We start from the raw sequence: 26,690 nt of genomic DNA, 5'->3' as shown, positions 1-26,690 counted from the left end.
GGGGTGGAGTCCCTTCCTACGGTGTGCGCTGCATGCCCGGCGCTGTCGGCCGGGGTGTGACCGAGACGACGTGGTTTCCACCGTAGCGGCGAATGGCCCCGTCGTCTCGATCACCGCACCGGATGTCGATGCGTGTTGTCGTGCTGGGTCTAGATCGCGGGGACCTTGAGGGTGTCGAGGACCTCGTCGACCAGTCCGTACTCGACGGCCTGCTGGGCGGTGAGGATCTTGTCGCGATCGACGTCCTTGCTGATCTCCTCGATCGGCTTGCCGGTCGCGTCGGACAGCATCTTCTCCATGAGCTCACGCATGCGGAAGATCTCGTTGGCCTGGATCTCCAGGTCGGAGATCTGTCCGCCGGTGCCCTCGGTGTAGGGCTGGTGGATCAGGATGCGGCTGTTGGGCAGGGCGAGTCGCTTGCCCGGCGTGCCGGCGGCCAGCAGGATCGCAGCAGCCGAGGCCGCCTGACCCAGGCAGAGCGTCTGCACGTCCGGCTTGATGTAGCGGATCGTGTCGTAGATCGCCGTCAGCGCGGTGAACGAGCCACCGGGGCTGTTGATGTAGATGCTGATGTCACGATCGGGGTCCATCGCCTGCAGCGACATGAGCTGGGCCATGACCGCGTTGGCGACGTCGTCGCTGATCGGGGTGCCCAGCATGATGATGCGGTCCTCGAACAGCTTGGTGTAGGGATCGATGCGACGGAACCCGTACGAGGTCCGCTCTTCCCACTGCGGGATGTAGTAGCTCATCGGACAACCTCTCCTGCGCTGCGGACGACGTGGTCGATGAGGCCGTACTCCTTGGCCTGGTCGGGCGTGAACCACCGGTCGCGGTCGGAGTCGAGCTCGATCTGCTCGACCGTCTGGCCGCTGTGGTGGGACTGCAGCTCGTTGAGCTGCTTCTTGAGCAGGACGCTCTGCTCGGCCTGGATCTTGATGTCCGAGGCTGATCCACCGATGCCGCCCGACGGCTGGTGCATCATGATGCGCGCGTGGGGCAGGGCGTAGCGCTTGCCGGCGGTGCCGGCGGCGAGCAGGAACTGGCCCATCGAGGCAGCCAGGCCCATGCCGAACGTCGCGACGTCGTTCGAGATGAACTGCATCGTGTCGTAGATCGCCATGCCGGCGTCGACCGATCCGCCGGGCGAGTTGATGTAGAGGAAGATGTCGGCCTGCGGGTCCTCGGCGTTGAGGAGCAGCATCTGGGCGGCGATCGCGTTGGAGTTGGCGTCGCGCACCTCGGAGCCGAGGAACACGATGCGTTCCTTCAGCAGGCGCTGGTAGATGTGGCCGTCGAGATCCGAGGGACCGGCCTCGCCGGCCATCCTCGGCGACTGTGGGCTGGAGCTGGCAGATAGGTTCACGTCCCCCAACCTAGACGGCCGCCTGCGCGAACACACGCGAAAACACGGCTGTTCGCTGACAGCGTGACGGCGCGGTCAGTCCTGGCCGCCGACGACCTGCTGGTCCCAGTCGATGACCGAGCCGGTGACCACCCCGCTGCGGTCCGAGAGGAGCAGCACGACCAGTGCGGCCGCATCGTCAACCTGGCCGAGCTGCCCCATGGGCTGCGAGGCGTTGGCCTTCTGCAGCCACGTGTCGTCCGCGCCGTGGAACTCGCGCTGGACCGCGTCCTCGCCCTCGGTCTGGGTCCAGCCGATGTTGACGCCGTTGATGCGTACGCGGTCCCAGCGGTGGGCGTGGGCCGCGTTGCGGGTCAGGCCCGCGAGCCCGGCCTTGGCCGCCACGTAGGGCGCGAGGTAGGGCTGTCCCCCGTGAGCCGACATCGTCAGGACGTTGACGATCGTCCCAGGCTCGCCGCGCCGCACCATGTCGGCAACGGCTGCCTGCATGAGGAAGAACGGGGCCCGCAGGTTGACTGCGACGTGGGCGTCGAACAGCGCGGGGGTGGTGTCGAGCAACGTGCCCCGGCTGGTGAGCCCGGCGGCATTGACCAGCGAGTCGATGCGTCCGTGGCGCTCGATCGTCGTGGCGACCACGCCCTGGGCCTGGGAGACGTCCGCGACGTCGCAGGCCAGGAAGGTCGCGGCCTCGCCGAGGGACTCGGCGAAGGCCTCCCCCACGTCGGTACGGCGGCCGGTGACGACGACGGTCGCCCCCTCGGCGACCGCCGCGCGGGCGATCCCGCCGCCCACCCCCTGGGTGCCGCCGCTGACCAGCAGGACCCGTCCGGACAGGAGCGGCTCAGACATCGGTGCGCCGGCGGCCGAGGTACGCGTCGATCGCCGTGTCGAGCCGGTCCGGTGACCACCTCTCGTCGAGCGCCTGGCGCACGACGTCAGCCTGCGAGAGCGGGGTCAGCCCACCGATCGGCTGGTCGAGGTCGAGGTTCGTGGGGAACGGGTATCCCTCGGCGGACGCGGCCACCGCGTTCGCGATCGCGTCCTCGGACGTCCCCGACGCGCACCGTGCCAGCAGCTCGGGGTAGACCGCCTTCGTCACCCTGCCACGGTCCACGGTCTCCATCGCGCGCCCGAAGGCCGACGACACCTGCAGCAGGTTGGCCATGCGCTGCACGTCGGTCGACACGTTGTTGCCCGCGCCGTGGAACAGCGCAGGGTTGAAGAACGCGGCGTCCCCCGCGGCGAGCGGGAGCTGCACGTGGTGCTCCGCGAAGTGCTCCCGAAACGCGGGCAGGTGCCACGCCAGGTAGCCGGGAACGTACTTGTGCGAGTGCGGGAGGTACATCGTCGGTCCACTCTCGACCGGCATGTCGGAGTGAGCGACGGCGCCCTGCAGCGTCAGCACGGGCGACAGCACGTGGACGTGCGCCGGGTAGCGCTCGACGACCTCGTTCGACAAGAAGCCGAGATGGTAGTCGCGGTGGGGGTCCTGGGCGACGCCGCCGGGTCGTACGACGTTGACCTGCGACGTCACCTGGTAGGCGGGGCCGAGCCAGGCGCGCGAGATCAGCGCGAGGACGTCGTTCGCGTAGTAGTCGACGAAGGCGCCCGGATCACGGACCGCCAGCTTCTCCAGCGCGTTCCAGACCCGGCTGTTGGCGCCCGGCTTGGCGAAGTGGTCGCCCGGCGCAGTGCCGGCCCGGCGCTCGTCCTCGATCACCTCGTCGAAGACCGCCGTGACACGGCTGACGACGTCGAGGTCGGTGAAGGCGCCCTTGAGCACGACGATGCCCGGACCGTCGCTGAGCGCTCGGGCGAGCTCGCCCTCCACCTCGACGAGCCCGTCGGGGGTCGAGACCGCCGCACGCAGGACAGCCGACTCGTAGACCAGGACGTCCTGCTCGACGTGATGGGCGTGCGGGTAGTCGGCGAGGTCGGTCGTCGCGGCCAGGACGCCGACGAAGTCGGCGATGTCGCAGTCGGACTCGCTCAGGCGGGGCGTGCGGGTCGGCACGCCGTTCAGCATCGCGCTCATGGGGGCTCCTCGGCTCGGTGGGTACGGGTCAACGCTAGGCCGCGGCGTAGGCTGTGCCGAGGGTGAAAACACCTCAAGAACACCTCAGAGTGACGGAGGCCACGTGTCACACCCCTACCGCCTGCGTGAGATCGCCCAACAGTCCGGACTGAGCCTGGCCACCGTCGACCGCGTGCTGAACCGCCGCCCCGGAGTCCGCCCCAGCACCGTGGCCGAGGTCGAGCAGGCGATCGCCGAGCTCGACCGGCAGGCGACCCAGCTGCGCATCGGCGGGCGGACCTTCCTCGTCGATCTCGTGATGCAGACCCCGACGCGGTTCTCCTCGGCCGTGAGGGCCGCTCTGGAGGCCGAGCTGCCCCACCTGCGACCGGCCGTCGTGCGGTCCCGGTTCCACCTGCAGGAGCCGAGCTCCCCCCGCGACGTCGTGCGGACCTTGGCGGAGATCGCGCGGAGGGGATCCCACGGCGTCGTCCTCAAGGCTCCAGACGCGCCCGAGGTGGTCGAGGCCGTGGCCGATCTGGTCGACGCCGGTGTTCCCGTGGTGACCCTGGTGACCGATGTACCGGCGAGCCGCCGGATCGCCTACGTCGGCATCGACAACCGGGCGGCCGGGGCCACGGCGGCGTACCTCGTGGCGCAGTGGACCCCCGGGGCCGTGGGCACGGTGCTCATGACCCTGAGCAATGCCGACTTCCGTGGCGAGGACGACCGGTCGGCCGGCTTCGAGGAGACGCTGCGCGACCTCGCGCCGGGGCGTGGCTGCCGGGCGCTCACCGGCACCGACGGACTCGACGCGACGGTGCTGGACGCCGTCGGCGCGGCGCTCGAAGCGGACCCGTCAATCGACGCGGTCTACTCGATCGGCGGCGGCAACACCGCGACTCTCGAGGCATTTCGGCGGGCGGGCCGCGGGGTCAACGTGTTCGTCGCGCACGACCTCGATGGCGACAACGCGGTGCTGCTGCGGCAGCGGCGGCTGTCGGCCGTGCTGCACCACGACCTGCGCGACGACATGCGCCGCGTGTGCCGGATCATCATGCAGACGCACGGCGCCCTGCCCGGCCCGATCCACTCCCTGCCGTCCCCGGTCCAGGTCGTGACCCCCTACAACACCCCGGGCGCCTTCCTCCCCCGCCACTGAGGTCAGACGGTGAAGGCTTCGCGGAAGGCCTCGAGCGCGCGATCGCAGCCGACCACCGACGGATCGATCGCGAAGGCCTCCATCGCCACGACGCCGTCATAGCCGGCGTCGGCGAGAGCCTGTGCGACGAACGACCAGCGCACCTCGCCGGTGCCGGGCTCGCAGCGCCCGGGGACGTCGGCGACCTGCACCTCACCGATGTGCGGTGCCGCGCGGCGGATGAGCTCCACGAGGTTCCCCTCGCCGATCTGCGCGTGGTAGAGGTCGAGGTTCATCTTCAGGTGCGGGCTGCCCACCGCGGCCACGAGCGCCAAGGTGTCAGCAGCCTTCGCGAACGGTGTCCCGGGATGGTCGACCTCGGTGTTGAGGTTCTCCAGGACGAACGTCACGCCATGGGTCTCGCCGAGCTCGGCGATGCGTGACAGCGTCCGCTCCGCGGCGAGCCACATGTCACCCGTCACGACCTCGACGGGGCGGACGGGGATGCCGCCGTCGCCGAGCCCCGTGCCGTGCAAGTTGAGCGACGGGCACCGGATCGCCTGCGCGAACGGGATCGACTGCTCGGCGGTGCGCAGCAGCTCGTCGGCTCCCCCGGACGTGACCAGGTCGCCTGCGACGTAGCCCGTCATGGAGGTGAACTGCGCACCCGTGGCGACCAGCGCCGCGGCGTCCTTCTGGGTCCAGTCCCAGATCTCCGCGGCGAAGCCGGCGGCGTGGATGCGCTCGACGCGCTCGAGGTGGGGCAGCTCGGTGTAGACCATCTCCGAGCAGATCGCGAGGGTGAACGCCATGTCAGGCCCCCTGCGGGACGACGGCGCGAGCGCCTGACGTCATCGAGTCGATGCAGGCCTGCGCGATGGCGAAGGCGGCGAACGCGTCGTCACCGGTGACGGACGGCTGGCGGCCCGCGGCGACCGCCTGGGCGAACTCGGCGAGCTCACCGGTGTACGCGTCGATCAGCAGCTCGGTGTCGCTGTGCGACGTCGCGGCGACCCGGCCGTCGGCGTTGTGCAGGCGCATCGACGACCGCGCGCCCTCGCCCATCGTGACCATGCCCTCGGAGCCCAGCACCTCGCCGCGCACGTCGTATCCGTAGGTCGCTGCGAAGCTGGCCTCTGCCGTGGCGATCGCGCCGTTGTCGTAGCGGATGACGACGGTCGCGTGGTCAAGCAGCGTCGGGTGACCGGGAGCAGTCAACGAGTCAGCCGTCGCGACGACGTCGACCGCCCGGGCGCCCGGATTGAGCCAGTTGAGCGTGTCGAAGTCGTGGATCAGCGTCTGGGTGAAGATCGTCCACTCGGGGACGGCGTCCGGGTCAACAGGACCGCGGCCCGGGTCACGCGTCAACGACCGCAGCTGGCGCACGGTGCCCAGCCGACCGGACGCGATGGCGTCGTGCGCCGCGACGAACTCGCGGGCGAAGCGGCGGTTGAAGCCGACCTGGAACGCCACCCCTGCCGAGGAGGTGGCGGTCCGCGCCGCGTGGATCTCGTCGAGCGACATGCCGGCGGGCTTCTCGCTGAACACGTGCTTGCCGGCCTCGGCCGCGGCGACGATGAGCTCGGCGTGCGCGACTGACGACGCGGCGATGACGACGGCGTCGACGTCGTCGGCCGTGAGGACGGCCTCGACGGACGTGTCGCCTCGTGCGCCGAGCGGCTCGGCGATCGCTGCGGCCACGCCGGGACGGGGGTCGGCCACCGCGACGAGGATCGCCTCGGGGACACGGCGGGCGACGACCGAGGCGTGCGACGCGCCGATGCGACCGGCACCGATCAGGCCGATGCGGACGGGGGTGAGCGACATGGTGCTTCCTTTGGACTAGAACGTTCTAGGTCAGGAACGATAGACTGCGCGCGACAGCCCGGTCAACCACGGCCGGGACCCCCTGCAGCATGATGAGGAGACCGCGTGACGGACGCGCCGGCACGACGCCCAGCCGCGTCCCGTCCGACCCTCGCCGACGTCGCTCGCGCGGCCGGCGTGTCGACGGCGCTGGTCTCGATCGTCATGCGCGACGTGCCCGGCGCCAGCGACGCGACCCGCGAGCGCGTGCGATCGATCGCCGACGAGATGGGCTACGTCCGCGACGAGCGCGCCCGCAAGCTCCGCCAGTCGAGCTCGCGCCTGATCGGCGTGACGTTCGACCTCCAGCAGGCCTTCCACGGCGACCTCGTCGAGCACCTCTACACCGCAGCCGCGGCCCACGGCTACGACCTGGCGATCAGCGCGGTGGCGCCCAGCCGTAGCGAGGACGTCGCCGTCCAGGCACTGCTCCGCGAGCGGTGCGAGGTCGCGGTGCTGCTCGGCTCCGCCCTGTCCGACGATGAGCTGCGGGCGACGGCCACCCGCGTGCCGCTGCTGCTGGTGGCACGACGCAGCGAGGTCGATGACGTCTCGTCAGTGCACAGCGACGACGTCGAGGGCGTCGGCCTGGCCGTCGACCACCTCGTGTCGCTCGGCCACCGCCGGCTCGTGCACGTCGACGGCGGCACCGCACCGGGAGCCGACGACCGCCGGCGCGGGTTCGTCCTCGCTGCGGGCCGGCACGACGTCGAGCCGTGGGTCGTCCCCGGTGGCCCGACCGAGCACGACGGAGCCCGGGCCATGGCTGGCCTGGTGGACTCCCCCGCCCCGCCGACCGCCGTCGTCGCCTTCAACGACAGGTGCGCGGCCGGCGTGCTCGACGCGCTCGTCCGACGCCGCATCGACGTCCCGACCGACGTCTCGGTCATCGGCTACGACGACTCACGCCTCGCCGTCGGCCCCCACGCCCAGATGTCGACGATCTCGCAGAATGCCGCCGAGATGGCCGAGTGCGCCGTCACCGGAGCCCTCGACCTGCTGGCCGGTGGCGAGCCCCACGAGGTGGTGCTCACGCCCCACCTCGTGGCCCGCAGCACCACCGGACCGCCACCTCAGGCGTAGAACGCCGGCTTCTCCCGCAGGCTGACGGCCTCTCGCACGCCCGACGCCAGCGAGGCGACGCCCGCCTCGGCCACGGCGTTGGCCACGTAGCCGTCCCAGGCGCTCGGCCCGGTCGTGTCGCCGGTCAGCGCCTCGCCGGCCCAGGTGGAGAGCTCGATGCGGTAGGCATCGGCGAAGTGCGCGACGAAGTCGTCCCGCACCGGGACACCGTCGACCCCGGCCACCCGCGTGCTCACCTGCTCCGAGGGCACCAGCGACGCCGTGCCCCTCGAGCCCACGACCTCGCACCGGACGTCGTAGCCGTAGCCGGCGTTGACGAAGACCTCGGCCGTCACCATGACGCCGCCGCGGGTCCAGATCGTCGCGAGCTGCGGGTCGCGGAAGCCGTCGACGACGGGCGACTCGACGCGGATGCCGACGATCTCGTCGTCGAGCAGCCACGGGATCGTGTCGAGCTCGTGGATCATCGACCCCGTGATGAGGCCCGCGTCGTCGGTGCTGGTGCTGCTCGAGGCGTTGCGATGGATCGCGTGCACCAGGCGGACGTCGCCCACGGTGCCGTCGGTGATCGTGCGCCGCAGCGCCACGAAGCCGGGATCGTAGCGGCGCATGAAGCCGACCTGCAGCAGCCGGCGCCCGCCGACCACCTCGGCCTCGACGACGCCGTACGCCTCGTCGGCCGTCACGGCGAGGGGCTTCTCGCACAGGACGTGCTTGCCCGCGGCCAAGCACGTGCGGACGAGCTCGGCGTGCGTGCGGTCGGGCGACGCGATGATGATCGCGTCGACCGAGGACGACTCGATCAGGGCCTCCGCGGACCCGACGACGTCGGCGCCGACCGGCGAGGCCGCCGCGTAGGCCGTGTCACGGTTGAAGTCGTAGACCGCCGACACCCGTGCCGACGGGACGCTCGATGCGATCGTACGGATGTGGTCCGCACCCATCGCGCCCGCTCCGATGACTCCCACACGAAGGCTCACAGCGATACCCCCGTCGAGGAGAAGCGATGATACGGGCCCATCGCTGTGATGATGCCCTGTTGGTTCGTTCGCTGGCGCTCACTCACAGCTTGACCCACTTTCGTTCGTCGGACGACTGGATCATCGCATCGACGACCCGAGCCGCTGTCAGCGCGTCGTGGATCGTCGCGCCGACCGGCTTGCCGGTGGCGATCGACTCCACGAGTCGCCGGGCCTCGACGACCTTGAGGTCGTCGAAGCCGATGGGGTTGTTGGTGCCGGGCTGGAAGACGCTGAGGTCGCCGTCGCCGGGCCCCGCGTACTCCGTGGCGTAGAAGGCGTTGAGGTGCTCCTGCCCGGATGCCACGCGCAGCTCGTTCATGCGGCGGAAGTCCCACGCCACGGCACCCTCGGTGCCGTGCACCTCGAAGCCGTAGGTGTTCTGCTCCCCCACGGCCGTGCGGCTCGACTCCAGGATGCCCCGCGAGCCGTCCGTGAGGCGGAGCAGTGCGTTGACGTAGTCCTCGTTCTCGACGTCCCCGAGCTCGCCCGCACCCTTCTCGTAGTGCATCGCGCCGGGCAGGGCCTGACGCCGCTGCGAGATGAACGTCGCCCGGTCGACCACGAGCTCGTCGATCGGAGCGACCACGTGCTGCACGAGGTCGGCCGCGTGGCTGACCAGGTCGCCGAGCACGCCGCTGCCGGAGTACTCGTTCTGGAAGCGCCACGACAGCGCTGCATCCGGATCGGCCGAGTAGTCGGCGAGGAACCGCACGATGGTGTGCTCGACCGTGCCGATGCGGCCCGACGCGATGATCTCGCGGGCACGCTGGACCGCCGGGACGTTGCGGTAGTTGAAGCCGGCAGCCGCCTGGACGCCGGCAGCCTCGACGGCCGCGACGATCTCGGCGGTCTCGGCGGAGTCGCGACCGGCGGGCTTCTCGACCCAGAGGTGCTTGCCCGCCTCGGCCGCCGCGACGGCGACGTCACGGTGGATGAAGTTGGGCCCGGTCACGCAGACCAGGTCGACCTCGTCGTGCGTGACCAGCTCGCGCCAGTCGGTCAGCAGGTGCTCGAAGCCGTATGCTGCGGCGGCCCGCTCGGTGCGGTCGTCGGGCGCGTTGTCGGCCACCGCCACCAGGCGGGGGCGCAGCGGCGCGTCAGGATAGTGCTGGAGCAGACGGGACAGGGCACGTGCGTGCACCTGTCCCATCCAGCCGAACCCGACGATGCCGACGCGGAGGTCGTCCGTCACGTGGCCTCTGCCTTCATCTCCTGGGCGATCGCCGAGTCGGCGCCCATGGTCTTCTCCAGCTCGTGCGCCAACGACTCCAGCTCGGCGCCGCCGGCCATCATCGACGTCAGCTCCTCGAGGGTCATCTCGCTCTTGGGGAAGTCGCCCATGCTCTTGCCGCGGCGCAGCAGCATGAAGCGGTCACCGACCGGATAGGCGTGGTGCGGGTTGTGCGTGATGAACACGACACCGAGACCGCGGTCGCGGGCCTTCGCGATGTACTTCAGCACGACACCCGACTGCTTGACGCCCAGGGCGGCCGTCGGCTCGTCGAGGATCAGCACACGGGCACCGAAGTAGACCGCGCGGGCGATCGCGACGCACTGCCGCTCACCGCCCGACAGCGTGCCGATCGGCTGCTCCACGTCGCGCAGGTCGATGCCCATCGCGGCGAGCTCGTCCTTGGAGATGCGCTTCATCTCGTCGACGTCGAGCTTCCTGAACGGCCCGACACCCTTCGTGATCTCGCTGCCGAGGAAGAAGTTGCGCCACACCGGCATGAGAGGGACGACCGCGAGGTCCTGGTAGACCGTCGCGATGCCGAGCTCGAGCGCGGCGCGCGGGCTCGAGAGCGTCGTCGCCTCGCCGTCGATCAGCAGCTCGCCGTCGGTGTGCTCGTGCGCACCGGCGAGGATCTTGATGAACGTCGACTTGCCGGCGCCGTTGTCGCCCAGCACGCAGGTGACCTCACCGGCGCGGACCGACGTGGAGACGTCGCTCAGCGCAATGATGTTGCCGTAGCGCTTGCCGATGTCCTTGACCTCGATGACGGCGGTGCCCACGGGAGGGGGCACGGAAGCCGGTGTGACCTCGCTGGTCTTGGAGGGTGTCTTGGACTCTGTGGACTTGCCGATCATCGTGCCAGCTCCGCTCGCTTGCGTACCCATTCGTTGAGGAGCACCGCCACCAGGAGCATCACGCCGAGGAAGGCGAACAGCCAGTCGTTCTCCCAGCCGCTGTAGACGATGCCCGAGTTGACCATGCTGTAGATCAGCGCGCCGAACGCTGCACCGATCGCCGAGCCGTAGCCGCCGGTCATGAGGCAGCCGCCGACGACGGCGCAGATGATGTAGATGAACTCCTGACCCACACCGGTGCCGGCCTGGACGGTCGAGGTGCGGAACACCAGGAGCATGCCGACGAGCCAGCCGGCGCCGGCGGTCGTCATGAACAGACCGACCTTGGTCTTGAAGACCGGGACGCCGACCTGGCGCGCGGACGTCTGGGCGCCACCGACGGCGAAGACCCAGTTGCCCACGCGGGTGCGCAGCAGGATCCAGGTCGCGAGCGCCGTGACGGCGAGCCACCAGAAGACCGAGATGCGCAGGGCGCCACCGGCGGCGTCGCCGTTGATGTCGATCGATGCACCGAAGACGGCCTTGGCCTGGTCGTAGTAGGGCACGTTGCTGAGGCCCTGGATCGCGACCTGGCCGATGAGGGCCTTCGTGCCGGCGAGGTTGACGCCCTGGAGGACGAAGAAGGTGCCCAGCGTCACGATGAAGCTCGGCAGGCCCGTCCGCATGACGAGGATGCCGTTGACCAGGCCGATGAAGAGGGCGATCGCGAGCGAGATGAAGATCGCGGCCCAGACGTTGAGGCCGTACTCGGTCGTGAGGATGCCGACGACGAGGCCCGTGGTGCCCGTGATGGCACCGGCGGAGAGGTCGAACTCGCCGCCGATCATCAGCAGGGCGACGGCGACCGCCATGATGCCGATCGTCGAGGCGCCGGAGAGCCAGGTGGCCGCTCCCTGGGACTTCGCGAAGGTGTCGGTCGTGACGGCGAAGAAGACGAAGATGACGACGGCCGCTGCGAGGGCGCCGATCTCCGGGCGTTTCATGAGTCTGGTGAGGGTCGAGGTGCGCGCGATGCGCTCGTCGACCGCGGTGGCTGTCGCCATGATCTGCTCCAATTCCTGGGCCGCCTGGCCCTGGGGCCCGGACTCGCCGGGCCCCAGGATCAGGTCAGCGGGTTCCGTTCGCGGCGAACTTCAGGACCGCGTCGGCGTTGTCCTTCGTGATGAAGGCGGGACCGGAGTTGACCGGCTGGCCTCCACCGACGTCGTTGCCGTTGATGTCCTTCAGGTACAGCGTCGTGATGCCCAGGAAGCCCTGGACGTACGGCTGCTGGTCGACGGCGAACAGGATCTTGTCGGACTGGATGTTCTTGATGACGTCCTCGGAGAGGTCGAACGTGGCGACCTTGGCCGAGCTGCCCGACTCCTCGACCGAGCCGACGGCGTCGATCGCGTACTGGCCACCGAGGGTCAGGACCGTGTCGATCGACTTGTCCGTCTGCAGCTTCGACGTGATGGTCGCCTGGACGGCGCTGTCGTCGGTGCCGTCGACCTGCAGGTTGGAGATCTTGCCGCCGAACGTCGCGGCGACCGCCTTGCAGCGCTCCTCCAGACCGACGTTGCCGGCCTCCTGGATGACGCAGATGGCGTTCTTGGCGCCCTCGGCCTTGAGACGCTCGCCGACGGCCTCGCCGGCGATCGTCTCGGTCTGGCCGATGTGGGTGATGGCGCCGAACTCCTTGAAGCGGTCGACGCCGGAGTTGATCGTGACGACGGGCACTCCTGCGGCGGTCGCCTTCTTGACGGCGTCCTCGAGTCCGTCCGGGTTGGCCATCGAGACGACGATGCCGTCGTAGCCGTCAGCAACTGCGGTGTCGATCAGCTGCGACTGGTTGGCCGGATCGGGATCGGCGCTGTACTTGACCTCGACGCCGTAGTCGCCGCCGGCCTTCTCGGCGCCGGACTTGACCCGGTCCCAGAACGCGTCGCCCGGTCCGCTGTGGGTGATCACGGCGTACTTGAGGTCCTTGGCGTTGTCCTTCGTGGCGTCCTCGTCCTTGCCGGTGCCGCTGCACGCGGCCAGCAGCGAGCCGACGATGGCAGCCGTGCCGGCGAGCTGGAGCAGCCGCTTCTTCGAGGTGGTGGTCTTCATCGGTGTGTTCCTTCTCTTCTCCATGAACCCGGCGTCATTGAGCCGTCGGGAAGTTCAGCTGGGCGAGCGATTCCTCGCTGACGTGGGGCCACCGGGTGGTGACGACCTTCGCCTGCGTGTAGAACCTCACTCCTTCGGGACCGTGGATGTGGTGGTCGCCGAACAGTGAGTCCTTCCAACCTCCGAAGGAGTGGAAGGCCATGGGGACGGGGACCGGCACGTTGATGCCGATCATGCCCACGTGGACCTTGCGCTGGAAGGTTCGTGCCACCTCACCCGAGGAAGTGAACACAGCGGTGCCGTTGCCGTACGGGTTCGAGTTGATGAGCTCGATCGCGGCATCCAGCGTCGGAACCCGCAGCACGGTGAGCACGGGTCCGAAGATCTCGTCGGTGTAGACCGACATGTCGGTGGTGACGTCGTCCAGCAGCGAGGGGCCCACGAAGAAGCCCTCCTCGTAGTCGTCGACGACCAGGTCGCGGCCGTCGACGACGACCTTCGCGCCGGCGGCCTCGCCCTGACCGATGTAGTCGACGATGCGGTCGCGCGACGCCTTCGTCACGACGGGGCCCATCTCGGCGTCCGGGTCGGTGCCGACGCTGACCTTGAGGTCGGTCGAGCGCTCGCGGATCTTCTCGACCAGCGTGTCGGCGGCGGGGCCGACCGCGACGACGGCCGAGATGGCCATGCAGCGCTGTCCGGCCGAGCCGTAGCCGGCGGCCACGATGTGGTCGGCCGCAAAGTCGAGGTTGGCGTCGGGCATGACGACGGCGTGGTTCTTGGCGCCGCCCAGGGCCTGCACGCGCTTGCCGGTGCGCGAGGCGCCCTCATGGACGTACTTCGCGATCGGCGTGGAGCCGACGAACGAGACGCCCGCGATGTCGGCGTGCTCCAGGATCGCGTCGACCGCGACCTTGTCGCCGTGGACGACGTTGAACACACCGTCGGGCAGGCCGGCCTTGGTGTAGAGGCGGGCGACCAGGTCGGACGCACCGGGGACGCGCTCGGACGGCTTGAGGATGAACGTGTTGCCCGTCGCGATCGCGACGGGGTGCATCCACAGCGGCACCATGATCGGGAAGTTGAACGGCGTGATGCCCGCGACGACGCCGATCGGCTGGCGGAACGTGTGCGAGTCGACACCTCCGGAGACGCTGTCGGAGTACTCGCCCTTGAGCAGCTGCGGGATGCCTGCGGCGAACTCCACGACCTCGCGGCCACGGACGACCTCGCCCTTCGCGTCGTCGAGCGTCTTGCCGTGCTCGGAGCTGATGATCGCCGCGAGCTCGTCCTCGTGCTCGACCAGCAGCTGGCGGAAGTCGAACATGATGCGCGAGCGAGCCGTCACCGACGTCTCGGACCACGTCTGGAACGCCGTGAGCGACGACGCCACCGCGGCGTCGACGTCACTGGCCGTCGCAAGACGGACCTGCGACTTCGCGACGCCACGCGCCGGGTCGAACACGTCGCCGAAGCGGTCGCTCTCGCCCGGGAAGCTCTGGCCGTCGATGTAGTGGTCGTACTGGGTCATTCTGAGTCCTTCTCGTTGTGTGCTGCCTCGGGTGCCGGCGTCAGGTAGCTGCGCTGGCGAGACTTGTGGTCCTCGTAGGCGGTGCGGGCCTGCTGGGTCGACTCCAGCACCGAGACCTCGGCGACCGGCACGTCCCACCAGGCGGGGCTGTCGGGCGCCGGGACCAGCGGATCGGTCTCGACGTGGATGACGGTCGTACGGGTCGACTCCTTGGCCTTGAGCACCGCGGCCCGGAAGTCGTCGATGCCCGCGACGGCCAGCACGTCGGCGCCGAGGCTGGCCGCGTTGGCCGCCAGGTCGACGGGCAGTTTGTCGCCGTCGAGGCCCGTGCTGGTGCGGTAGCGGTAGGACGTGCCGAACCGCTGCGAGCCGAGCGACTGCGACAGGGCGCCGATCGACGCATAGCCGTGGTTCTGCACCAGGACCACGATGATCTTGATGCCCTCGGCCACCGCGGTGACGAGCTCGGTGTTCATCATCAGGTAGGAGCCGTCGCCCACCATGACGAAGACGTCGCGCGGCGCCTCCCCCCGATCGTGCTCGGAGTCGAGGCTCGCGAGCTTGACGCCCAGGCCGCCGGCGATCTCGTAGCCCATGCAGGAGAAGCCGTACTCGACGTGATAGCCCTTGCGGTCGCGGGTGCGCCACAGCTTGTGCAGGTCGCCCGGCATGGAGCCGGCGGCGCAGAGCACGACGTCGCGCGGGTCGGACAGCTCGTTGACGGCACCGATGACCTGCGACTGGATCGCGAGTCCCTCGGCAACCTGCGGAGCGCCCTGCCCGTCATACGCGCGCTGGACGATCGTGTCCCACTCCCCCGCCAGCTCGGTCGCCCGGGCGGTGTGGGCCGGGTCGGCCGTCCAGCCGTCGAGCGCGGCGGTCAGTGCCGTGAGGCCTTCGCGAGCATCGGCGACCAGGCTGACGGCCGAGTGCTTGTGGGTGTCGAACGCCGACACGTTGAGGTTGACGAACTGCACGCCCTCACCCTGGAACACGGTGCGGGAAGCAGTCGTGAAGTCGCTGTAGCGCGTGCCCACGCCGATCACGACGTCGGCCTCGGCGGCCAGCGCGTTGGCGGCGGTCGTGCCCGTGGCGCCGATCGCGCCGACCGACTGCGGGTGGTCGTAGGGCAGCACGCCCTTGCCTGCCTGCGACTCGCCGACCGGGATGCCGGTGGCCTCGACGAAGGCGCGGAGCGCGTCGTTGGCCTGCGAGTAGGTGACACCGCCACCGGCGACGAGCAGCGGCCGGCGTGCCGAGCGGATCGCCGCGACGGCCCGTGCCAGCGCAGCCGGCTCCGGGACGGGACGCGCCACGTGCCAGACGCGCTTGGCGAACAGCTCGTCCGGGAAGTCGTACGACTCGGCCTGGACGTCCTGCGGCATCGCGAGCGTCACGGCGCCCGTCTCGGCGGGATCGGTCAGGATGCGGGTCGCGTGCAGCAGCGCGGACGCCAGCTGCTCGGGACGGTCAACCCGGTCGAAGTGCACCGAGACCGGGCGGAAGATGTCGTTGACCGAGATGTCGCCCTGCTGGGCGCTCTCGAGCTCCTGCAGCACCGGGCTCGCGACTCGGGTCGCGAACGTGTCGCCGGGCAGCAGCAGGACGGGCAGGCGATTGATCGTGGCCAGAGCCGCACCCGTGACCATGTTGGTGGCGCCGGGGCCGACCGAGGCCGTCACGGCCATCGCGGCGAGACGGTCGCGCTGACGGGCGTACGCCACGGCGGCGTGCACCATGGCCTGCTCGTTGCGACCGTGGAAGAAGCGCAGGTGCGACGGATCACCCGACTGCTCGCGCTCCAGCAGCGCCTGGCCGATGCCGGCGACGTTGCCGTGGCCGAAGATGCCCCAGCACCCGGCGAAGAAGAGCTCCTCGACGCCGTCGCGCTCGACGTACTGGGCCTCGAGGAAGCGGACGGTCGCCTGGGCGACGGTCAAGGTCGTCATCGGTCTCCTCCGAACGGAAGTCTCGGGTCGATGGGCTGGTCGGCCCAGGTGTCGCGGATCCAGGCGTGGGCCGGGTCGTCGCAGATCAGCCACGCCCGCTCCTCGCCGGGACCAGCCATGACGTTGAGGTAGTACATGTCGTAGCCGGGCGCCGCGATCGACGGACCGTGCCAGCCGTGCGGGATGAGCACGGCGTCGCCGCTGCGCACCTCGGCCGAGATGTCGATCTCGGCGTCGTCGTGACCATAGACCCGCTGGAAGCCGATGCCCGGCCCGGCGGGGCCGTCGGCCACCTCGAAGTAGTAGATCTCCTCGAGGGCCGTCTCGCCGTCGCGCTCCTCGTCGTGCTTGTGCGGCGGGTAGGACGACCAGTTGCCGCCCGGCGTCAGCACCTCGCACGCAATGAGGTTGACCGCGTCGAGCACGCCCGGGACGCCGAAGTTGTTGACCTGGCGGCTCGCCTGGCCGGCGCCGCGCATCTCGACGGGCACGTCGGCGTGGGCCAGGTAGGCCGGCTCGAGGCGCTCGTGGCAGCGGGCCGACGCGAGGGCGAAGCGGCCTCCGGCGGCGCTGGCGACCGTGAGCCGGGCGTCACGCGGCGCGTAGACCACGTCGCTCGGACCGTCGAAGACGCTGGCGCGTCCGCCGAGCGTGAAGGTGTGACCGTCGACGGTCACCTCGGCGGACCCGCCCAGCGACAGCACCATGACCTCGGAGTCGTCGGTGTCGAGCTCCTGGGACTGCCCGGGGGCGAGGGCCAGGACGCGCAGCCCGCTGAACTCCCAGCCGGCGGACGTCGGGGTCACCTCGAGCGCGTACGGCGCCGAGACGCCTTCGCCCGCACGGATGACGAGGGTCATCGGGCCATCATCTCCACGGTCGCGTCGACGGCGCCCTCGACGTCCCCGCCGGGCGGGAACAGCAGGGAGCGGCCGACGACCATGCCCTTGACCATGGGGCTCGTCAGGGCCTTCGACCACGCGGCGAACTGCGCGTCCTGGTCGGCGGCGACCTCGCCGCCGAGGAGCAGGACGGGAAGCGTGGTCGAGGCCAGGACGGCCTCCATGTCCTCGATGACCGGCAGCTTGAGCCAGGTGTGGGCGGACGTGCTGGCCAGACCGGCGGCGACAGTGGCCGAGCGCACGACGGCCTCGGTCGACAGGTCGTTGCGGATCCGTCCTGACTCGTCGCGCCCGGAGATGAACGGCTCGACCATCGCCATCAGCTGGTGCGACGCGAGCGAGTCGACCGCCTGGGCGCACGCCTGCATCGTCGAGACGGTCCCGGGGTCGGACGGGTCGATGCGAAACAGCATCTTGCCCCCCTGATATCCCGCGCCGGCGATCGCCGGAGCATCGTACGCCGTGAAGCGGTCATCGATCTCGAACGTGGTGCCGGCGAGGCCACCGCGATTCATCGAGCCGATCACCACCTTGCCCTCCAGGGCGCCGAGGATCAACAGGTCCTCGATCAGGTCGGCGGTGCCGAGGAAGCCGTCGACCCCCGGACGGTCGAGGGCCCGCACGATGCGGTCGAGCAGCTGGACGCGGTCACCCATCGCCAGGGCGTCGTCGCCGGCGCGCAAGGCGCCCCGGGCCGGGTGGTCGGTCGCGATCAGCATCAGGCGACCGGTCTCGCCGATCAGCCCCTCGGGCTGCCGGCGGGCGGCGGCCAGCTCGGCGATGCGCTCGGGGTGAGCGCTGCGGACGTCGACGATCGTGCGGATGTCGTCAGGAGTGACGGCGCTCATCGAGCAGCTCCTTGTGCGAGGTAGGCCGACAGCTGGTCGACCGTGGGCATGGCGTCGGCGCAGGACAGCTGACCCGCGACGTACGACCCGGCGGCGTTGGCACCGGCGAGGGTATCGGTGAGCGAGGCACCGGTGAGCAGGCCGTGCACGAGGGCGCCGCCGAAGGCGTCACCCGCACCCAGCCCGTTGACGACGTCGACGGGCACGGGCGGGACGACGACGGACTCGTCACCACGGACGCCGAGCACGCCGGCCGGACCCTGCTTGACGACAGCGAGGTCGACACCGGCGTCCTGCAGCGCCTTGGCGGCGGCGTGCGGCTCGGTCTCGCCGATCGCGACCCGGCACTCCTCCTTGTTGCCCACCGCGACAGTGACGTGCGGCAGCGCCTTGGCGATCTCGGCCGTGGCTGCCTCGGGCGAGTCCCAGAACATCGGCCGGTAGTCGAGGTCGAGGACCGTCGTGCCGTGCCCCGACCGCGCCTCGAGCGCCGCGAGGTGCGCCTCGCGGCTCGGCTCCTGCGACAAGCCGGTGACAGTCACCCAGAAGACGTCGGTCGCGCGGATCGCGTCGTAGTCGAGCTCGTCGGGGCTGATGTGCAGGTCGGGCGCCTTGGGGCCGCGGTAGAAGTAGAGCGGGAAGTCGTCGGGCGGGAAGATCTCGCAGAACACGACGGGCGTCGGCAGCCCGGCGACGGCCGAGACCCACTGGTCGTCGACCCCGAAGCCCTGCAGCGCCTGGTGCACGAACCGGCCGAACGGGTCGTCGCCCGTGCGGGTGACGACGGCCGAGCGGTGCCCGAGTCGCGACGCCGCCACGGCGACGTTGGTGGCGCTGCCCCCGAGGAACTTGGCGAACGACGTCACGTCCTCGAGGCCGACGCCGATCTGCTCGGGATAGATGTCGACGCCGACGCGTCCCATCGTGATCAGCTCGTGCGGTGCGCTCTGGGTCTGGGTCACGCCAAGGCATCCTTCACGAAGTCCAGGCACGAGCGCACGTCGCCGATGGGGCCCTCGCCGGCCGGCTCGCCGTCCTTGAACATCACGTCCTGCTCCAGGACGTACCAGCCGTCGTAGCCGTGCCCCTGCAGGGCGGCGATCATCGCGCGGATGTCGACGTCGCCCTGTCCGAGCACCTGCCACATCCCGGCGGCGACAGCATCGGCGAACGCGACCTCGCCGGAGACGACCTTGGCTGCCGCGGCGGCGTCGACGTCCTTGAGGTGCACGTGCTTGACGCGCGGGAGGTTGGCCAGCGTGATGGCGACCGGGTCGGCGCCGGCGGCCGCGAGGTGGCCGGTGTCGATGCAGAGGCCGACGTGCGAGCCGTCGACGACGCGCTGGACGTCGTCGGCGTTCTCGACGAGGGTGCCCATGTGCGGGTGGATCGCGGCGACGACACCGCGCGTCGCGGCGTGGTCGGCGATGCGGTCGAGGTTGGCCAGCAGGGTCTTCCACTGCAGCTCGTCCAGCACGGGTCGGGCGTCATACCCGTCGGCACCGGTCGAGGCGGCCAGCACGACGACGCCTGCGCCGGAGGCGAGGCACGCGTCGATGAACGGGTCGACGTCGGTCAGCGGGTCGTGGTCGGGGTCGTGGAGCACGACGGGCAGGAATCCGCCGACGGCCTGCAGCCCGTAGCCCTCGAGGAAGGCAGCCTTGGCGGCCGGCTCCTCGGGCAGGAAGCCGTCGGGTCCGAACTCCGTGGCGGTGAGACCGAGGGCCTGCATCTCGGTCAGGACGCGGTCGGCGGGCATCTGGTAGCCCCAGCCGGGGACCTCGCACACTCCCCAGGAGATGGGGGCGCCGGCGATGCGGAGCGGGGTCTGGCCCTGGGGGTCAAGGGTCGTCGACACGGGTTCCTCACGTTTCTGTGTTCAGGTCTATTTGTCGTGACAAAGTCGGTGGGTCGAGTGTGTCCCACGACACAAGAGGCTGTCAAGCCTTTGTCCTGACATATTGACATGGGGTTGCCGCCCGGTAGATTGACCGCATGCCAGGCCCCCGGTTCACCCTCGATCGATCGAGCCCCGTACCCCTCTACTTCCAGGTGGCCGAGCAGTTCGAGCGCGCGATCCTCGACGGATCCATCGCTCCGGGAGAACGTATCGACAACGAGGTCTCCCTCGCCGCGGACCTCGGGCTGTCGCGCCCGACGATGCGCCAGGCCATCCAGGTGCTCGTCGACAAGGGCATGCTCGTCCGCAAGCGCGGCGTCGGCACGCAGGTCGTCCACGGCAAGATCCGCCGGTCCGTCGAGCTCACGAGCCTGCACGACGACCTCAGCGCCGCAGGGCAGCAGCCCCACACCGAGGTCATCGCCGTGGGCAAGGTGCCGGCAGACGAGGACGTCGCCCGCGAGCTGCAGCTCTCCAGGGGCGCCGACGTCTGGTCGCTCGAGCGTCTGCGGTTCGTCGACAAGCAGCCCCTGGCCCTGATGCACAACTTCATCCCCGTCGACGTCGTCGACCTCGACGCGGTCGACCTGGCCGAGACGGGGCTCTACGCCCACCTGCGCGACTGCGGCATCGTCATGCGGGTCGCCCGGCAGCGCATCGGCGCCCGGGGGGCCACGGTCGACGAGGGACGCCTGCTGCGCGAGCGCAAGGGCGCACCCCTGCTGACGATGCAGCGCACGGCGTACGACAACGCCGGCCGCGCCGTCGAGTACGGCCGCCATGCGTACCGCCCTGATCTGTACGCGTTCGAGCTCACCCTCGTCGACCGCTGACCCCCTCGCGCTGACGAGAGCGTTCCCGCCCCTCCAGGAGAGGGTTCCTGCCCCTCGAGGGGCGGGAACGCTCTCGTCAGGGGGCGGGAAGGGTCTCCTCAGCGGTGGGTGTCGGCGGCGATCGCGGCGAGGGTCGTGTCCATGCCGGCGAGGAGCTCGACGTCGTGGCTGTCCGAGCCGCCCAGGAACACCTTCGCCGTCAGGCGCACGACCAGGCTGGGGTCGACCAGCGCCGACCGCCGCTCGGTCAGCAGGGTCCCGCCGCCGGCGGTCGGTTCCAGCTCGTAGGACCACTCGACGTCGGTCGGCGTCACGTGGAAGGCCAGCGCGCCGCGACCGGAGTCACGAGCGGGGTCCTTCCATCGGGTGATGCGCGTGAACGTCGGCCAGACGAACCACCCGCGGCGGTTGAGGTTGACCGCCCGACGACCCACCCGCGGGCGGCCGATCATCCACGAGCCGACCAGCTCGGGGCTGCGGCGTCGCATCGCCCCCAGGTCGGACACGGCGGCCCAGACGGCGGCCGGGGGTGCGGCGATCTCGATCGAGGTCTCCAGCGGCGGCTGGCCCATCAGGCCTTCTCCGCAGCGGCCTTGACCTGCTCCAGCGTGCGCCGGATGCCGTCCTTCAACGACACCTCGAACGTGTCGGTGCCGCCGAGGAACCGCTGCGTCGCGACGTTCGAGACCTTCGAGACCCCCCGCGGCGCCGTGCGCGACTCGGTCAGCCGCGTGCCCGTCGCCGTGGGCTCGAGCTCGTACGTCCAGACCGTGCGGTTCTCGAGGATCTGGAACGCGATCCTGCGCTCGGGCTCGAACGCGACGACCTTGGCGTTGGTGGGCCAGCGCTTCCAGCCCTGACGGTTGAGGTTGAACGTCCGCGTGCCGAGGCCGATCTCCTGGCCCAGCACGAACATCCGCCGGCACTGGGGGCTGCGCTCCCCCATGCTCCGCAGGTCGGACACGATGCCCCACACGGTCGCGGGGGTGGCATCGATGTCGATCGTGCCGTCGATCAGCTGCTGGTTGGCCATGCGGGCTCCTCGGGAGTGGGGGTCGCCCGAGGATATCCAGATAACGGCGGTATGTCAGGCCTGACGCGGAGCCGGGAGCGCCTGGGGGTTGCGGGTGCGGGCGTTGAGCCACTCCACGAGCCAGTCGCCGACCTGCGGATGGTTGAGCAGCGCGAAGTGATGGGCGCTCGGGAGGTACTCGAACCGTGCACCGTCCACGACAGGTCCCGTCCGGCCGACGCCGGTCGCCGACGAGAAGTGGACGAGCAGGTCACCGAGCACGGCGCTCAGCGGGTGCCCCTGCGACGCGCCGAGGGTTGCGGCGACGAAGTGGTACTCCGCGTGGGCGAGCGGCGCCGCGGCGATGCGGTCGAGACCCCACTGACCGGTGAGGTCCTGCCCCTCCCACTCGTCGCGGGTGATGTAGCCGTGCCGCAGGTCGACGATGCCGGCCGACCGGCTCTCGAGGATCGAGCTGAACGGGGCCGACTCCGGCCAGAACCGCAGCAGCCGCGAGCCGAGGTGGGCGACCTTCTCCAGGTTGGCGCCGGCGTGCGGCGTGCCGAGGCAGACGACGTCGCGCACCAGGTGCTGCCAGGTCTCGCCCGCGGCCGTGGCGTGGTTGGTGGCGGCACGGGCGACCAGGCCACCCATCGAGTGCCCGACGAGCGTGATGCGCGTGACCGGCACCGGCCAGTTGGCCACGATCTGCTGGACCAGCACGTCGAGGTGCTTGCCGTTCTCCGAGATGTGCAGGCCGGTGTTGTAGCGCACCATCACCGGTGTGCCGTCGGTCTCGGCCGCGATCCGCTCGGCGTACGTCGTGCCGTGCACCTTGGCTCCGTTGGACCACGACTCGTCGTTCTCGCACAGGCCGTGCAGGAAGATCACCGGGTGGCTCGTGCCGTGCCGGAACGCCTGCGCGAGCGGCCAGGACGTCGCGGGCACGTCGTCGCCCTCGACCCGGACGGCCATCGTGATGGCCTGCGGGTCGTCCAGCATGCGCAGCTCGTCGCCGATCAGGCCGTTGAGCGCGGCGACCACGAGGCGGCCGCGCGGGCCGGCCTCGATGGGCCGCCCGACGCCGCGCGAGGCCATCGCGCGGACCGATCCGCTCGAGACCCGCAGCACGCCGGAGATCGCACCGTAGACGGAGGTCACGACCGCGTCGTGCAGCGACTCGGGCACGCGCCCGCCGACCAGGCGGGTGGCCCTGAAGACCCGTGACGAGACGGCGCGGTGCATCTCGCGCGCGGTGCCGACGATCAGGCGGTCGCCGTAGTCGAGCGCCAGCGCAGCGACGTCAGTCGTCCGGGCGGGTTCGGCAGGCATGTTCCCATACTGCCGGTATCTGAGCGGGATGGGAACAGGCCGCACCGAGGCGTTGGTCACGCCTCGGTGCGGGACGAGGCTCAGGCCTCGTCGGACGCCTCGGCGTCGTCGGTGTCCTCGGCGATCGAGCCGTCGGCGCGCAGCTTGGAGAGCTCGACGACGTTGCCCGACTTGTCGCTGACCTTCGCACCCTCGACCAGCGACGCCAGCGCCTTGCCGCGCAGAACCTCGCTGACCATCTCGGGCACGTGGTTGTGCTCCATGATGTGCTGGATGTAGGAGTTCGGGTCCTCGCCCGACTGCTGAGCGCGGCGCATGATGTGCTGCGAGAGCTCGTTGTCGTCGATGCCGAACTCCTCGTCGGCGACGACCTGGTCGAGCACGAACTGCGCGATCAGCGAGTCGCGGACGCGCTTCTCGAGCTCGGCCTCGAACTCGTCGACGGTCTGCTCCTCGTCGTCGAGGTACTGCTCGAACGAGACGCCGGCCATGGCGAGCTGCTGCTCGATCTGCTGACGACGGCTCGAGATCTCCTCGGTGACGAGGTCCTCGGGCAGCGGCGCGTCGATCGCGCTGACGATCTCGTCGAGCACCAGGTCACGGGCCTCGTTGGCCTGCTCCATGCGCTTGCCGCGGGTGACGCGCTCGGTCAGATCGGCGCGGAGCTCCTCGATCGTGTCGAACTCCGACGCGGTCTGGGCGAACTCCTCGTCGAGCTCGGGGAGCTGCTGCTCCTTGACGTCCTTGACCGTGACGGTCACGTCGACGTCCTGCCCGGCGAGGTCTCCGCCGACGAGCTGGGTCGTGAAGGTCTTGGACTCGCCGGCCGACAGGCCGATGACGGCCTCGTCGAGGCCGTCGAGCATCGTGGCCTTGCCGACCGAGTAGGGCATGCCCGCGGCCTGCGCCTCGGGGATCTCCTCGCCGTTCTGCGCGGCGGACAGGTCGATCGTCAGGAAGTCACCGTCGGCGACCGCGCGGTCGACCTCGGCGAACGTCGCGAAACGCTCCTGCAGCGCGGTGAGCTGCTCGTCGACGTCGGCGTCGGCGACGGTGGCGTCCTCGACCGTGACCTCGATGGTCGACACGTCGGGGAGCGTCAGCTCGGGGCGGACGTCGAGCTCGGCGGTGACCTCGATCGGCTGGCCGTCCTCGAACGTGGACAGGTCGATCTCCGGCTGGCTCAGCGGCTGCAGGTTGGTGTCCTGGATGGCCTGGCTGTACCAGCCCGGCAGTGCGTCGTTGAGGGCCTGGTCGAGGACGGCGCCACGGCCGACGCGCTGGTCGACGATCGCCGCGGGGACCTTGCCCTTGCGGAAGCCGGGGATGGTGATCTGCGAGCCGATGGTCTTGTAGGCAGCATCAAGACTGGGCTTGAACTCCTCGAACGGCACCTCGATGGTGAGCTTGACCCGTGTCGGGCTCAGTGTCTCGGTGGTGCTCTTCACGTGTTTGACTCCTGCTTGATCTCGGGTGGGGGGTCGTCTGACCCGCTGCGGCCGTGGGCGGCCGTCAAAGCGTCCCTTCAGTCTCTCATGACCGGGAAATGACCGGGAATGCGCCACCGACTGCCGGCACGGGCGCCGTCAGTGCCGGCAGGACCAGCCGGAATCGCGCTCCTCCCGTCGACTCCACGCACGTCAGATCACCTCCGTGCGCCCGCGCGATGCCCCGGGCCACCGGCAGCCCGAGACCGACTCCCCCGGCGTGGCGGTCACGGCCATGGTCGAGGCGGACCATGCGCTCGAAGATCCGCTCACGGTCCTGCGGCGCGACCCCGGGGCCGTCGTCCGTGACGTCGACGACCACCTGGTCGCCGTGGCGGACCACCGCGATCTCCACGTGGTCGGCGACCCGTTCGGCGTTGGCCAGCAGGTTGCCGAGCACCTGCGCGACCCGGTCGGGATCGGCGAGGACGGTCACGTCGCCGTCGGACCTCACCGTCACGGCTGTCGCATCGCCCAGCAACGGGCGCTCGGCGGCCGCACGGGCCGCATCGGCGAGGTCGACGGGCCTGCGCACCAGGTCGAGCCCCTGGTCGACGCGCGACATCAGCAGCATGTCGTCGACGAGGCGCGCCGCGTGGCGGGCTTCGCGGACGACGTGCACCGCGAGCTCCTCGCGTCCGGCCCGCGTCGACTGGTTGCGCAGCAGGCTCTCGGCGGCCGCCTGCATGCCGGCCACCGGTGTCCTGAGCTCGTGGGCGGCGTCCGACAAGAAGTCACGCAGCCGCTGCTCGGCCTGCAGCGCCGCACGCTCGGCGCCTTCCACCTCGTCGAGCATCGCGTCGAACGCACTCGCGGTACGACCGATGTCGGTGTGGGGCCGGTCGGGCCGCAGGCGCCGTCCCCGGTCACCGGACGTGATCGAGCGCGCGACCCGCGTCATGTGGTCGAGCGGCGCGAGCGCCCGGCGCACCACGACCAGCAGCACCAGCGCGGCCAGCAGCAGGGTCACGGCAGACGCCACGACCAGGATCAGCCGCAGCTCGGCCAGGGTCGTCTCGACCTGGCTGGAGTCGGCCGCGACCCGGACGATCGAGCCGTCGTCCAGCTCGCCGTCCAGGGTCAGGGCCGTGCCGAGCTCCTCGACCTGGCCGCTCGGCTGCGTCCTCTCCCCCGGCGGGTTGCCGCCGCGGCCCGGCGGCGGCCTGCGACTCGCCCCGCCGGCGTCTGCCGTGATCTCCTCGGGCGACGGCCCCGACGTGAAGACCTCGCCGGCGCTCGTGCGGATGAACGCTGACACCCCCTGGCCCGACAACCGGTCGACGAGCTCCTGGTCGGTGACCGACCCGCTCAGCGCCTGCGCGGTCTCGATGCGGTCCTGCAGGCGCTGCTCGATCTCGCCGCGCAGCCGCGACCCGAGCGCCGCGTCGACGCTGACCCCGAGCACGACCAGGAGCCCCGTCAGCGCGACCAGCACCGAGGCGACGGTGCGGGTCCGCAACGACCGCGTGCGCTGGCGCCGCGGAGACGACGTCCGTCGGCGCAGCCTCATGCGGCTCGCACGACGTAGCCGATGCCGCGCACCGTCTGGATGACCCGTGGCCCGTGCTCCTCGAGCTTGCGCCGCAACGAGCTGACGTGGACCTCGACGAGGTTGGGGTCGTAGTTGTCGTAGCCCCAGACCTGGGTGAGGATCTGTGTCTTCGACAGCGTCCGCCCGCGCTCACCCACCAAGAAGCCGAGCAGCCGCAGCTCGGTGCCGGTGAGGACGACCGGCGTCCCCCCGCGCACGACCGCTCCGGCCTCCAGGTCGACCAGGAGGTCGCCGATCTCCACGACACCGGGCGCGCGTCCGCGCCGGCGCAGGATCGCCGTCATCCGCGCCACCAGCTCGGCCATCACGAAAGGCTTGGCCAGGTAGTCGTCGACACCGACCCCGAAGCCGCGCAGCTTGTCGTCGACGCCGTCACGGGCCGTCAGCAGGATCATCCCGGCGTCGCCGTGCGTCGTGACCACCCGGGCCAGGTCGATGCCCGACCTGCCCGGCAGCATCCAGTCGAGGACGACCAGGTCAGGACGGAACGTGTCGAGCAGCGCCTCGAGGTCGCGTCCGTCGGGCGCGGAGGTCGCGGTCCACCCCCGGGACTCGACCGCGGCCACGAGAGAGGCGCGGATGGCGTCGTCGTCCTCGACCACGAGGACGCGTGCGGGATTGGTCATGACGCCATGGTGCGCAGGCGGCGCTGAAGCCTGGCTGAAGAAGACCT

The 26,690-nt window shown here is 70.4% G+C and carries 26 protein-coding genes; 3 read left to right on the top strand and 23 right to left on the bottom strand.

Going from position 1 to position 26,690, the window contains the following annotated elements; all coding sequences use genetic code 11:
• Positions 1 to 149 precede the first annotated feature (149 nt).
• The 4 genes from HQK15_RS15320 to HQK15_RS15305 all read right to left on the bottom strand — a co-directional run bounded on the left by HQK15_RS15320 (position 150) and on the right by HQK15_RS15305 (position 3,401).
• Positions 150 to 752: an ATP-dependent Clp protease proteolytic subunit gene (locus HQK15_RS15320; protein WP_173492376.1), complete on the bottom strand. Its 603-nt coding sequence runs from the start codon at positions 750 to 752 to the stop codon at positions 150 to 152.
• A complete protein-coding gene (locus HQK15_RS15315) occupies positions 749 to 1,327 on the bottom strand; it encodes an ATP-dependent Clp protease proteolytic subunit (protein ID WP_173492581.1) in 579 nt (192 codons plus the stop codon). Before HQK15_RS15315 ends, HQK15_RS15320 begins: the two co-directional genes overlap by 4 nt.
• Before the next feature lie 114 nt (positions 1,328 to 1,441).
• Positions 1,442 to 2,215 carry an SDR family oxidoreductase gene (locus tag HQK15_RS15310; protein ID WP_173492375.1) on the bottom strand — a complete coding sequence of 258 codons (774 nt, stop codon included), beginning with the start codon at positions 2,213 to 2,215 and terminating at the stop codon, positions 1,442 to 1,444.
• Positions 2,208 to 3,401, bottom strand: a complete 1,194-nt coding sequence (locus HQK15_RS15305) for a phytanoyl-CoA dioxygenase family protein (RefSeq protein WP_173492374.1) — start codon at positions 3,399 to 3,401, stop codon at positions 2,208 to 2,210. Before HQK15_RS15305 ends, HQK15_RS15310 begins: the two co-directional genes overlap by 8 nt.
• A gap of 103 nt (positions 3,402 to 3,504) precedes the next feature.
• Between HQK15_RS15305 and HQK15_RS15300 the strand changes: the two genes are divergently transcribed.
• Positions 3,505 to 4,542: a LacI family DNA-binding transcriptional regulator gene (locus HQK15_RS15300; RefSeq protein WP_173492373.1), complete on the top strand. Its 1,038-nt coding sequence runs from the start codon at positions 3,505 to 3,507 to the stop codon at positions 4,540 to 4,542.
• Between the two features lie 2 nt (positions 4,543 to 4,544).
• On the opposite strand, the gene HQK15_RS15295 is transcribed toward HQK15_RS15300, so the two are convergent.
• Positions 4,545 to 5,333: a TIM barrel protein gene (locus tag HQK15_RS15295; RefSeq protein ID WP_173492372.1), complete on the bottom strand. Its 789-nt coding sequence runs from the start codon at positions 5,331 to 5,333 to the stop codon at positions 4,545 to 4,547.
• A 1-nt stretch (position 5,334) separates the two neighbouring features.
• Complete coding sequence (locus HQK15_RS15290; RefSeq protein WP_173492371.1) at positions 5,335 to 6,348, bottom strand: Gfo/Idh/MocA family oxidoreductase; 1,014 nt, start codon at positions 6,346 to 6,348, stop codon at positions 5,335 to 5,337.
• Between the two features lie 105 nt (positions 6,349 to 6,453).
• Here HQK15_RS15290 and HQK15_RS15285 point away from each other — a divergent pair, with 105 nt between their 5' ends.
• On the top strand, positions 6,454 to 7,470 hold the full coding sequence (locus tag HQK15_RS15285; RefSeq protein WP_217361747.1) for a LacI family DNA-binding transcriptional regulator: 1,017 nt from the start codon (positions 6,454 to 6,456) through the stop codon (positions 7,468 to 7,470).
• On the opposite strand, the gene HQK15_RS19165 is transcribed toward HQK15_RS15285, so the two are convergent.
• From HQK15_RS19165 to HQK15_RS15230, 11 genes are all read right to left on the bottom strand, one after another.
• Positions 7,461 to 8,450 carry a Gfo/Idh/MocA family oxidoreductase gene (locus HQK15_RS19165; RefSeq protein WP_173492370.1) on the bottom strand — a complete coding sequence of 330 codons (990 nt, stop codon included), beginning with the start codon at positions 8,448 to 8,450 and terminating at the stop codon, positions 7,461 to 7,463. The two genes, HQK15_RS15285 and HQK15_RS19165, sit on opposite strands and share 10 nt — an antisense overlap.
• A gap of 82 nt (positions 8,451 to 8,532) precedes the next feature.
• The gene (locus HQK15_RS15275) at positions 8,533 to 9,684 is read right to left on the bottom strand and encodes a Gfo/Idh/MocA family protein (protein ID WP_173492369.1); all 1,152 of its coding nucleotides are present in this window, start codon (positions 9,682 to 9,684) and stop codon (positions 8,533 to 8,535) included.
• Positions 9,681 to 10,517, bottom strand: coding sequence for an ATP-binding cassette domain-containing protein (locus tag HQK15_RS15270; RefSeq protein WP_367649208.1), 837 nt, complete (start codon positions 10,515 to 10,517; stop codon positions 9,681 to 9,683). Before HQK15_RS15270 ends, HQK15_RS15275 begins: the two co-directional genes overlap by 4 nt.
• Before the next feature lie 59 nt (positions 10,518 to 10,576).
• Entirely contained in the window at positions 10,577 to 11,623 is a 1,047-nt protein-coding gene (locus tag HQK15_RS15265; RefSeq protein ID WP_173492367.1) for an ABC transporter permease, read from the bottom strand.
• Positions 11,624 to 11,687: 64 nt separating this feature from the next.
• Positions 11,688 to 12,671, bottom strand: a complete 984-nt coding sequence (locus tag HQK15_RS15260) for a sugar ABC transporter substrate-binding protein (protein WP_173492366.1) — start codon at positions 12,669 to 12,671, stop codon at positions 11,688 to 11,690.
• A gap of 34 nt (positions 12,672 to 12,705) precedes the next feature.
• Positions 12,706 to 14,202 (bottom strand): CoA-acylating methylmalonate-semialdehyde dehydrogenase, encoded by a 1,497-nt coding sequence (locus HQK15_RS15255; RefSeq protein WP_173492365.1) that lies wholly within the window; start codon positions 14,200 to 14,202, stop codon positions 12,706 to 12,708.
• Positions 14,199 to 16,151, bottom strand: a complete 1,953-nt coding sequence (gene iolD, locus HQK15_RS15250; protein WP_173492364.1) for a 3D-(3,5/4)-trihydroxycyclohexane-1,2-dione acylhydrolase (decyclizing) — start codon at positions 16,149 to 16,151, stop codon at positions 14,199 to 14,201. The genes HQK15_RS15255 and iolD overlap by 4 nt, the downstream gene beginning before the upstream one ends.
• Positions 16,148 to 17,011: a 5-deoxy-glucuronate isomerase gene (gene iolB / locus HQK15_RS15245; protein ID WP_173492363.1), complete on the bottom strand. Its 864-nt coding sequence runs from the start codon at positions 17,009 to 17,011 to the stop codon at positions 16,148 to 16,150. The genes iolD and iolB overlap by 4 nt, the downstream gene beginning before the upstream one ends.
• Positions 17,008 to 17,901 (bottom strand): Cgl0159 family (beta/alpha)8-fold protein, encoded by an 894-nt coding sequence (locus tag HQK15_RS15240; protein ID WP_173492362.1) that lies wholly within the window; start codon positions 17,899 to 17,901, stop codon positions 17,008 to 17,010. The genes iolB and HQK15_RS15240 overlap by 4 nt, the downstream gene beginning before the upstream one ends.
• Positions 17,898 to 18,863: a 5-dehydro-2-deoxygluconokinase gene (gene iolC, locus HQK15_RS15235; RefSeq protein WP_437340254.1), complete on the bottom strand. Its 966-nt coding sequence runs from the start codon at positions 18,861 to 18,863 to the stop codon at positions 17,898 to 17,900. Before iolC ends, HQK15_RS15240 begins: the two co-directional genes overlap by 4 nt.
• Positions 18,860 to 19,759, bottom strand: coding sequence for a sugar phosphate isomerase/epimerase family protein (locus HQK15_RS15230; RefSeq protein WP_367649207.1), 900 nt, complete (start codon positions 19,757 to 19,759; stop codon positions 18,860 to 18,862). The genes iolC and HQK15_RS15230 overlap by 4 nt, the downstream gene beginning before the upstream one ends.
• Before the next feature lie 137 nt (positions 19,760 to 19,896).
• Here HQK15_RS15230 and HQK15_RS15225 point away from each other — a divergent pair, with 137 nt between their 5' ends.
• The gene (locus tag HQK15_RS15225; RefSeq protein ID WP_173492361.1) at positions 19,897 to 20,634 is read left to right on the top strand and encodes a GntR family transcriptional regulator; all 738 of its coding nucleotides are present in this window, start codon (positions 19,897 to 19,899) and stop codon (positions 20,632 to 20,634) included.
• 98 nt (positions 20,635 to 20,732) lie between these two features.
• On the opposite strand, the gene HQK15_RS15220 is transcribed toward HQK15_RS15225, so the two are convergent.
• The 6 genes from HQK15_RS15220 to HQK15_RS15195 all read right to left on the bottom strand — a co-directional run bounded on the left by HQK15_RS15220 (position 20,733) and on the right by HQK15_RS15195 (position 26,643).
• Positions 20,733 to 21,206, bottom strand: a complete 474-nt coding sequence (locus HQK15_RS15220; RefSeq protein WP_173492360.1) for an SRPBCC family protein — start codon at positions 21,204 to 21,206, stop codon at positions 20,733 to 20,735.
• The gene (locus tag HQK15_RS15215) at positions 21,206 to 21,667 is read right to left on the bottom strand and encodes an SRPBCC family protein (RefSeq protein WP_173492359.1); all 462 of its coding nucleotides are present in this window, start codon (positions 21,665 to 21,667) and stop codon (positions 21,206 to 21,208) included. Before HQK15_RS15215 ends, HQK15_RS15220 begins: the two co-directional genes overlap by 1 nt.
• A gap of 54 nt (positions 21,668 to 21,721) precedes the next feature.
• Positions 21,722 to 22,978, bottom strand: a complete 1,257-nt coding sequence (locus HQK15_RS15210; protein ID WP_173492358.1) for an esterase/lipase family protein — start codon at positions 22,976 to 22,978, stop codon at positions 21,722 to 21,724.
• Positions 22,979 to 23,058: 80 nt separating this feature from the next.
• Positions 23,059 to 24,426 (bottom strand): trigger factor, encoded by a 1,368-nt coding sequence (gene tig / locus HQK15_RS15205; protein WP_173492357.1) that lies wholly within the window; start codon positions 24,424 to 24,426, stop codon positions 23,059 to 23,061.
• Between the two features lie 85 nt (positions 24,427 to 24,511).
• Positions 24,512 to 25,975, bottom strand: coding sequence for a sensor histidine kinase (locus HQK15_RS15200; RefSeq protein WP_173492356.1), 1,464 nt, complete (start codon positions 25,973 to 25,975; stop codon positions 24,512 to 24,514).
• Positions 25,972 to 26,643, bottom strand: a complete 672-nt coding sequence (locus tag HQK15_RS15195; RefSeq protein ID WP_173492355.1) for a response regulator transcription factor — start codon at positions 26,641 to 26,643, stop codon at positions 25,972 to 25,974. The genes HQK15_RS15200 and HQK15_RS15195 overlap by 4 nt, the downstream gene beginning before the upstream one ends.
• Positions 26,644 to 26,690: the final 47 nt, after the last annotated feature.

The sequence above is a fragment of the Aeromicrobium stalagmiti genome, from assembly GCF_013283745.1.
Classification (GTDB): domain Bacteria; phylum Actinomycetota; class Actinomycetes; order Propionibacteriales; family Nocardioidaceae; genus Aeromicrobium; species Aeromicrobium stalagmiti.
The sequence above is the reverse complement of the archived record's forward strand: the minus strand, read 5'-3'. Positions and strand labels throughout refer to the sequence as shown.

What these genes read in the sequence shown, in the direction of transcription:
- HQK15_RS15320 (WP_173492376.1), bottom strand. Translation starts at nt 752, where the DNA reads ATGAGCTACTACATCCCGCAGTGGGAAGAGCGGACCTCGTACGGGTTC.
- iolB (WP_173492363.1), bottom strand. Translation starts at nt 17,011, where the DNA reads ATGACCCTCGTCATCCGTGCGGGCGAAGGCGTCTCGGCGCCGTACGCG.
- HQK15_RS15200 (WP_173492356.1), bottom strand. Translation starts at nt 25,975, where the DNA reads ATGAGGCTGCGCCGACGGACGTCGTCTCCGCGGCGCCAGCGCACGCGG.
- HQK15_RS15265 (WP_173492367.1), bottom strand. Translation starts at nt 11,623, where the DNA reads ATGGCGACAGCCACCGCGGTCGACGAGCGCATCGCGCGCACCTCGACC.
- HQK15_RS15295 (WP_173492372.1), bottom strand. Translation starts at nt 5,333, where the DNA reads ATGGCGTTCACCCTCGCGATCTGCTCGGAGATGGTCTACACCGAGCTG.
- HQK15_RS15225 (WP_173492361.1), top strand. Translation starts at nt 19,897, where the DNA reads ATGCCAGGCCCCCGGTTCACCCTCGATCGATCGAGCCCCGTACCCCTC.
- iolD (WP_173492364.1), bottom strand. Translation starts at nt 16,151, where the DNA reads ATGACGACCTTGACCGTCGCCCAGGCGACCGTCCGCTTCCTCGAGGCC.
- HQK15_RS15240 (WP_173492362.1), bottom strand. Translation starts at nt 17,901, where the DNA reads ATGAGCGCCGTCACTCCTGACGACATCCGCACGATCGTCGACGTCCGC.
- HQK15_RS15210 (WP_173492358.1), bottom strand. Translation starts at nt 22,978, where the DNA reads ATGCCTGCCGAACCCGCCCGGACGACTGACGTCGCTGCGCTGGCGCTC.
- HQK15_RS15305 (WP_173492374.1), bottom strand. Translation starts at nt 3,401, where the DNA reads ATGAGCGCGATGCTGAACGGCGTGCCGACCCGCACGCCCCGCCTGAGC.
- HQK15_RS15255 (WP_173492365.1), bottom strand. Translation starts at nt 14,202, where the DNA reads ATGACCCAGTACGACCACTACATCGACGGCCAGAGCTTCCCGGGCGAG.
- HQK15_RS15215 (WP_173492359.1), bottom strand. Translation starts at nt 21,667, where the DNA reads ATGGCCAACCAGCAGCTGATCGACGGCACGATCGACATCGATGCCACC.
- HQK15_RS15260 (WP_173492366.1), bottom strand. Translation starts at nt 12,671, where the DNA reads ATGAAGACCACCACCTCGAAGAAGCGGCTGCTCCAGCTCGCCGGCACG.
- HQK15_RS15315 (WP_173492581.1), bottom strand. Translation starts at nt 1,327, where the DNA reads ATGGCCGGCGAGGCCGGTCCCTCGGATCTCGACGGCCACATCTACCAG.
- HQK15_RS15195 (WP_173492355.1), bottom strand. Translation starts at nt 26,643, where the DNA reads ATGACCAATCCCGCACGCGTCCTCGTGGTCGAGGACGACGACGCCATC.
- HQK15_RS15220 (WP_173492360.1), bottom strand. Translation starts at nt 21,206, where the DNA reads ATGGGCCAGCCGCCGCTGGAGACCTCGATCGAGATCGCCGCACCCCCG.
- HQK15_RS15310 (WP_173492375.1), bottom strand. Translation starts at nt 2,215, where the DNA reads ATGTCTGAGCCGCTCCTGTCCGGACGGGTCCTGCTGGTCAGCGGCGGC.
- HQK15_RS15290 (WP_173492371.1), bottom strand. Translation starts at nt 6,348, where the DNA reads ATGTCGCTCACCCCCGTCCGCATCGGCCTGATCGGTGCCGGTCGCATC.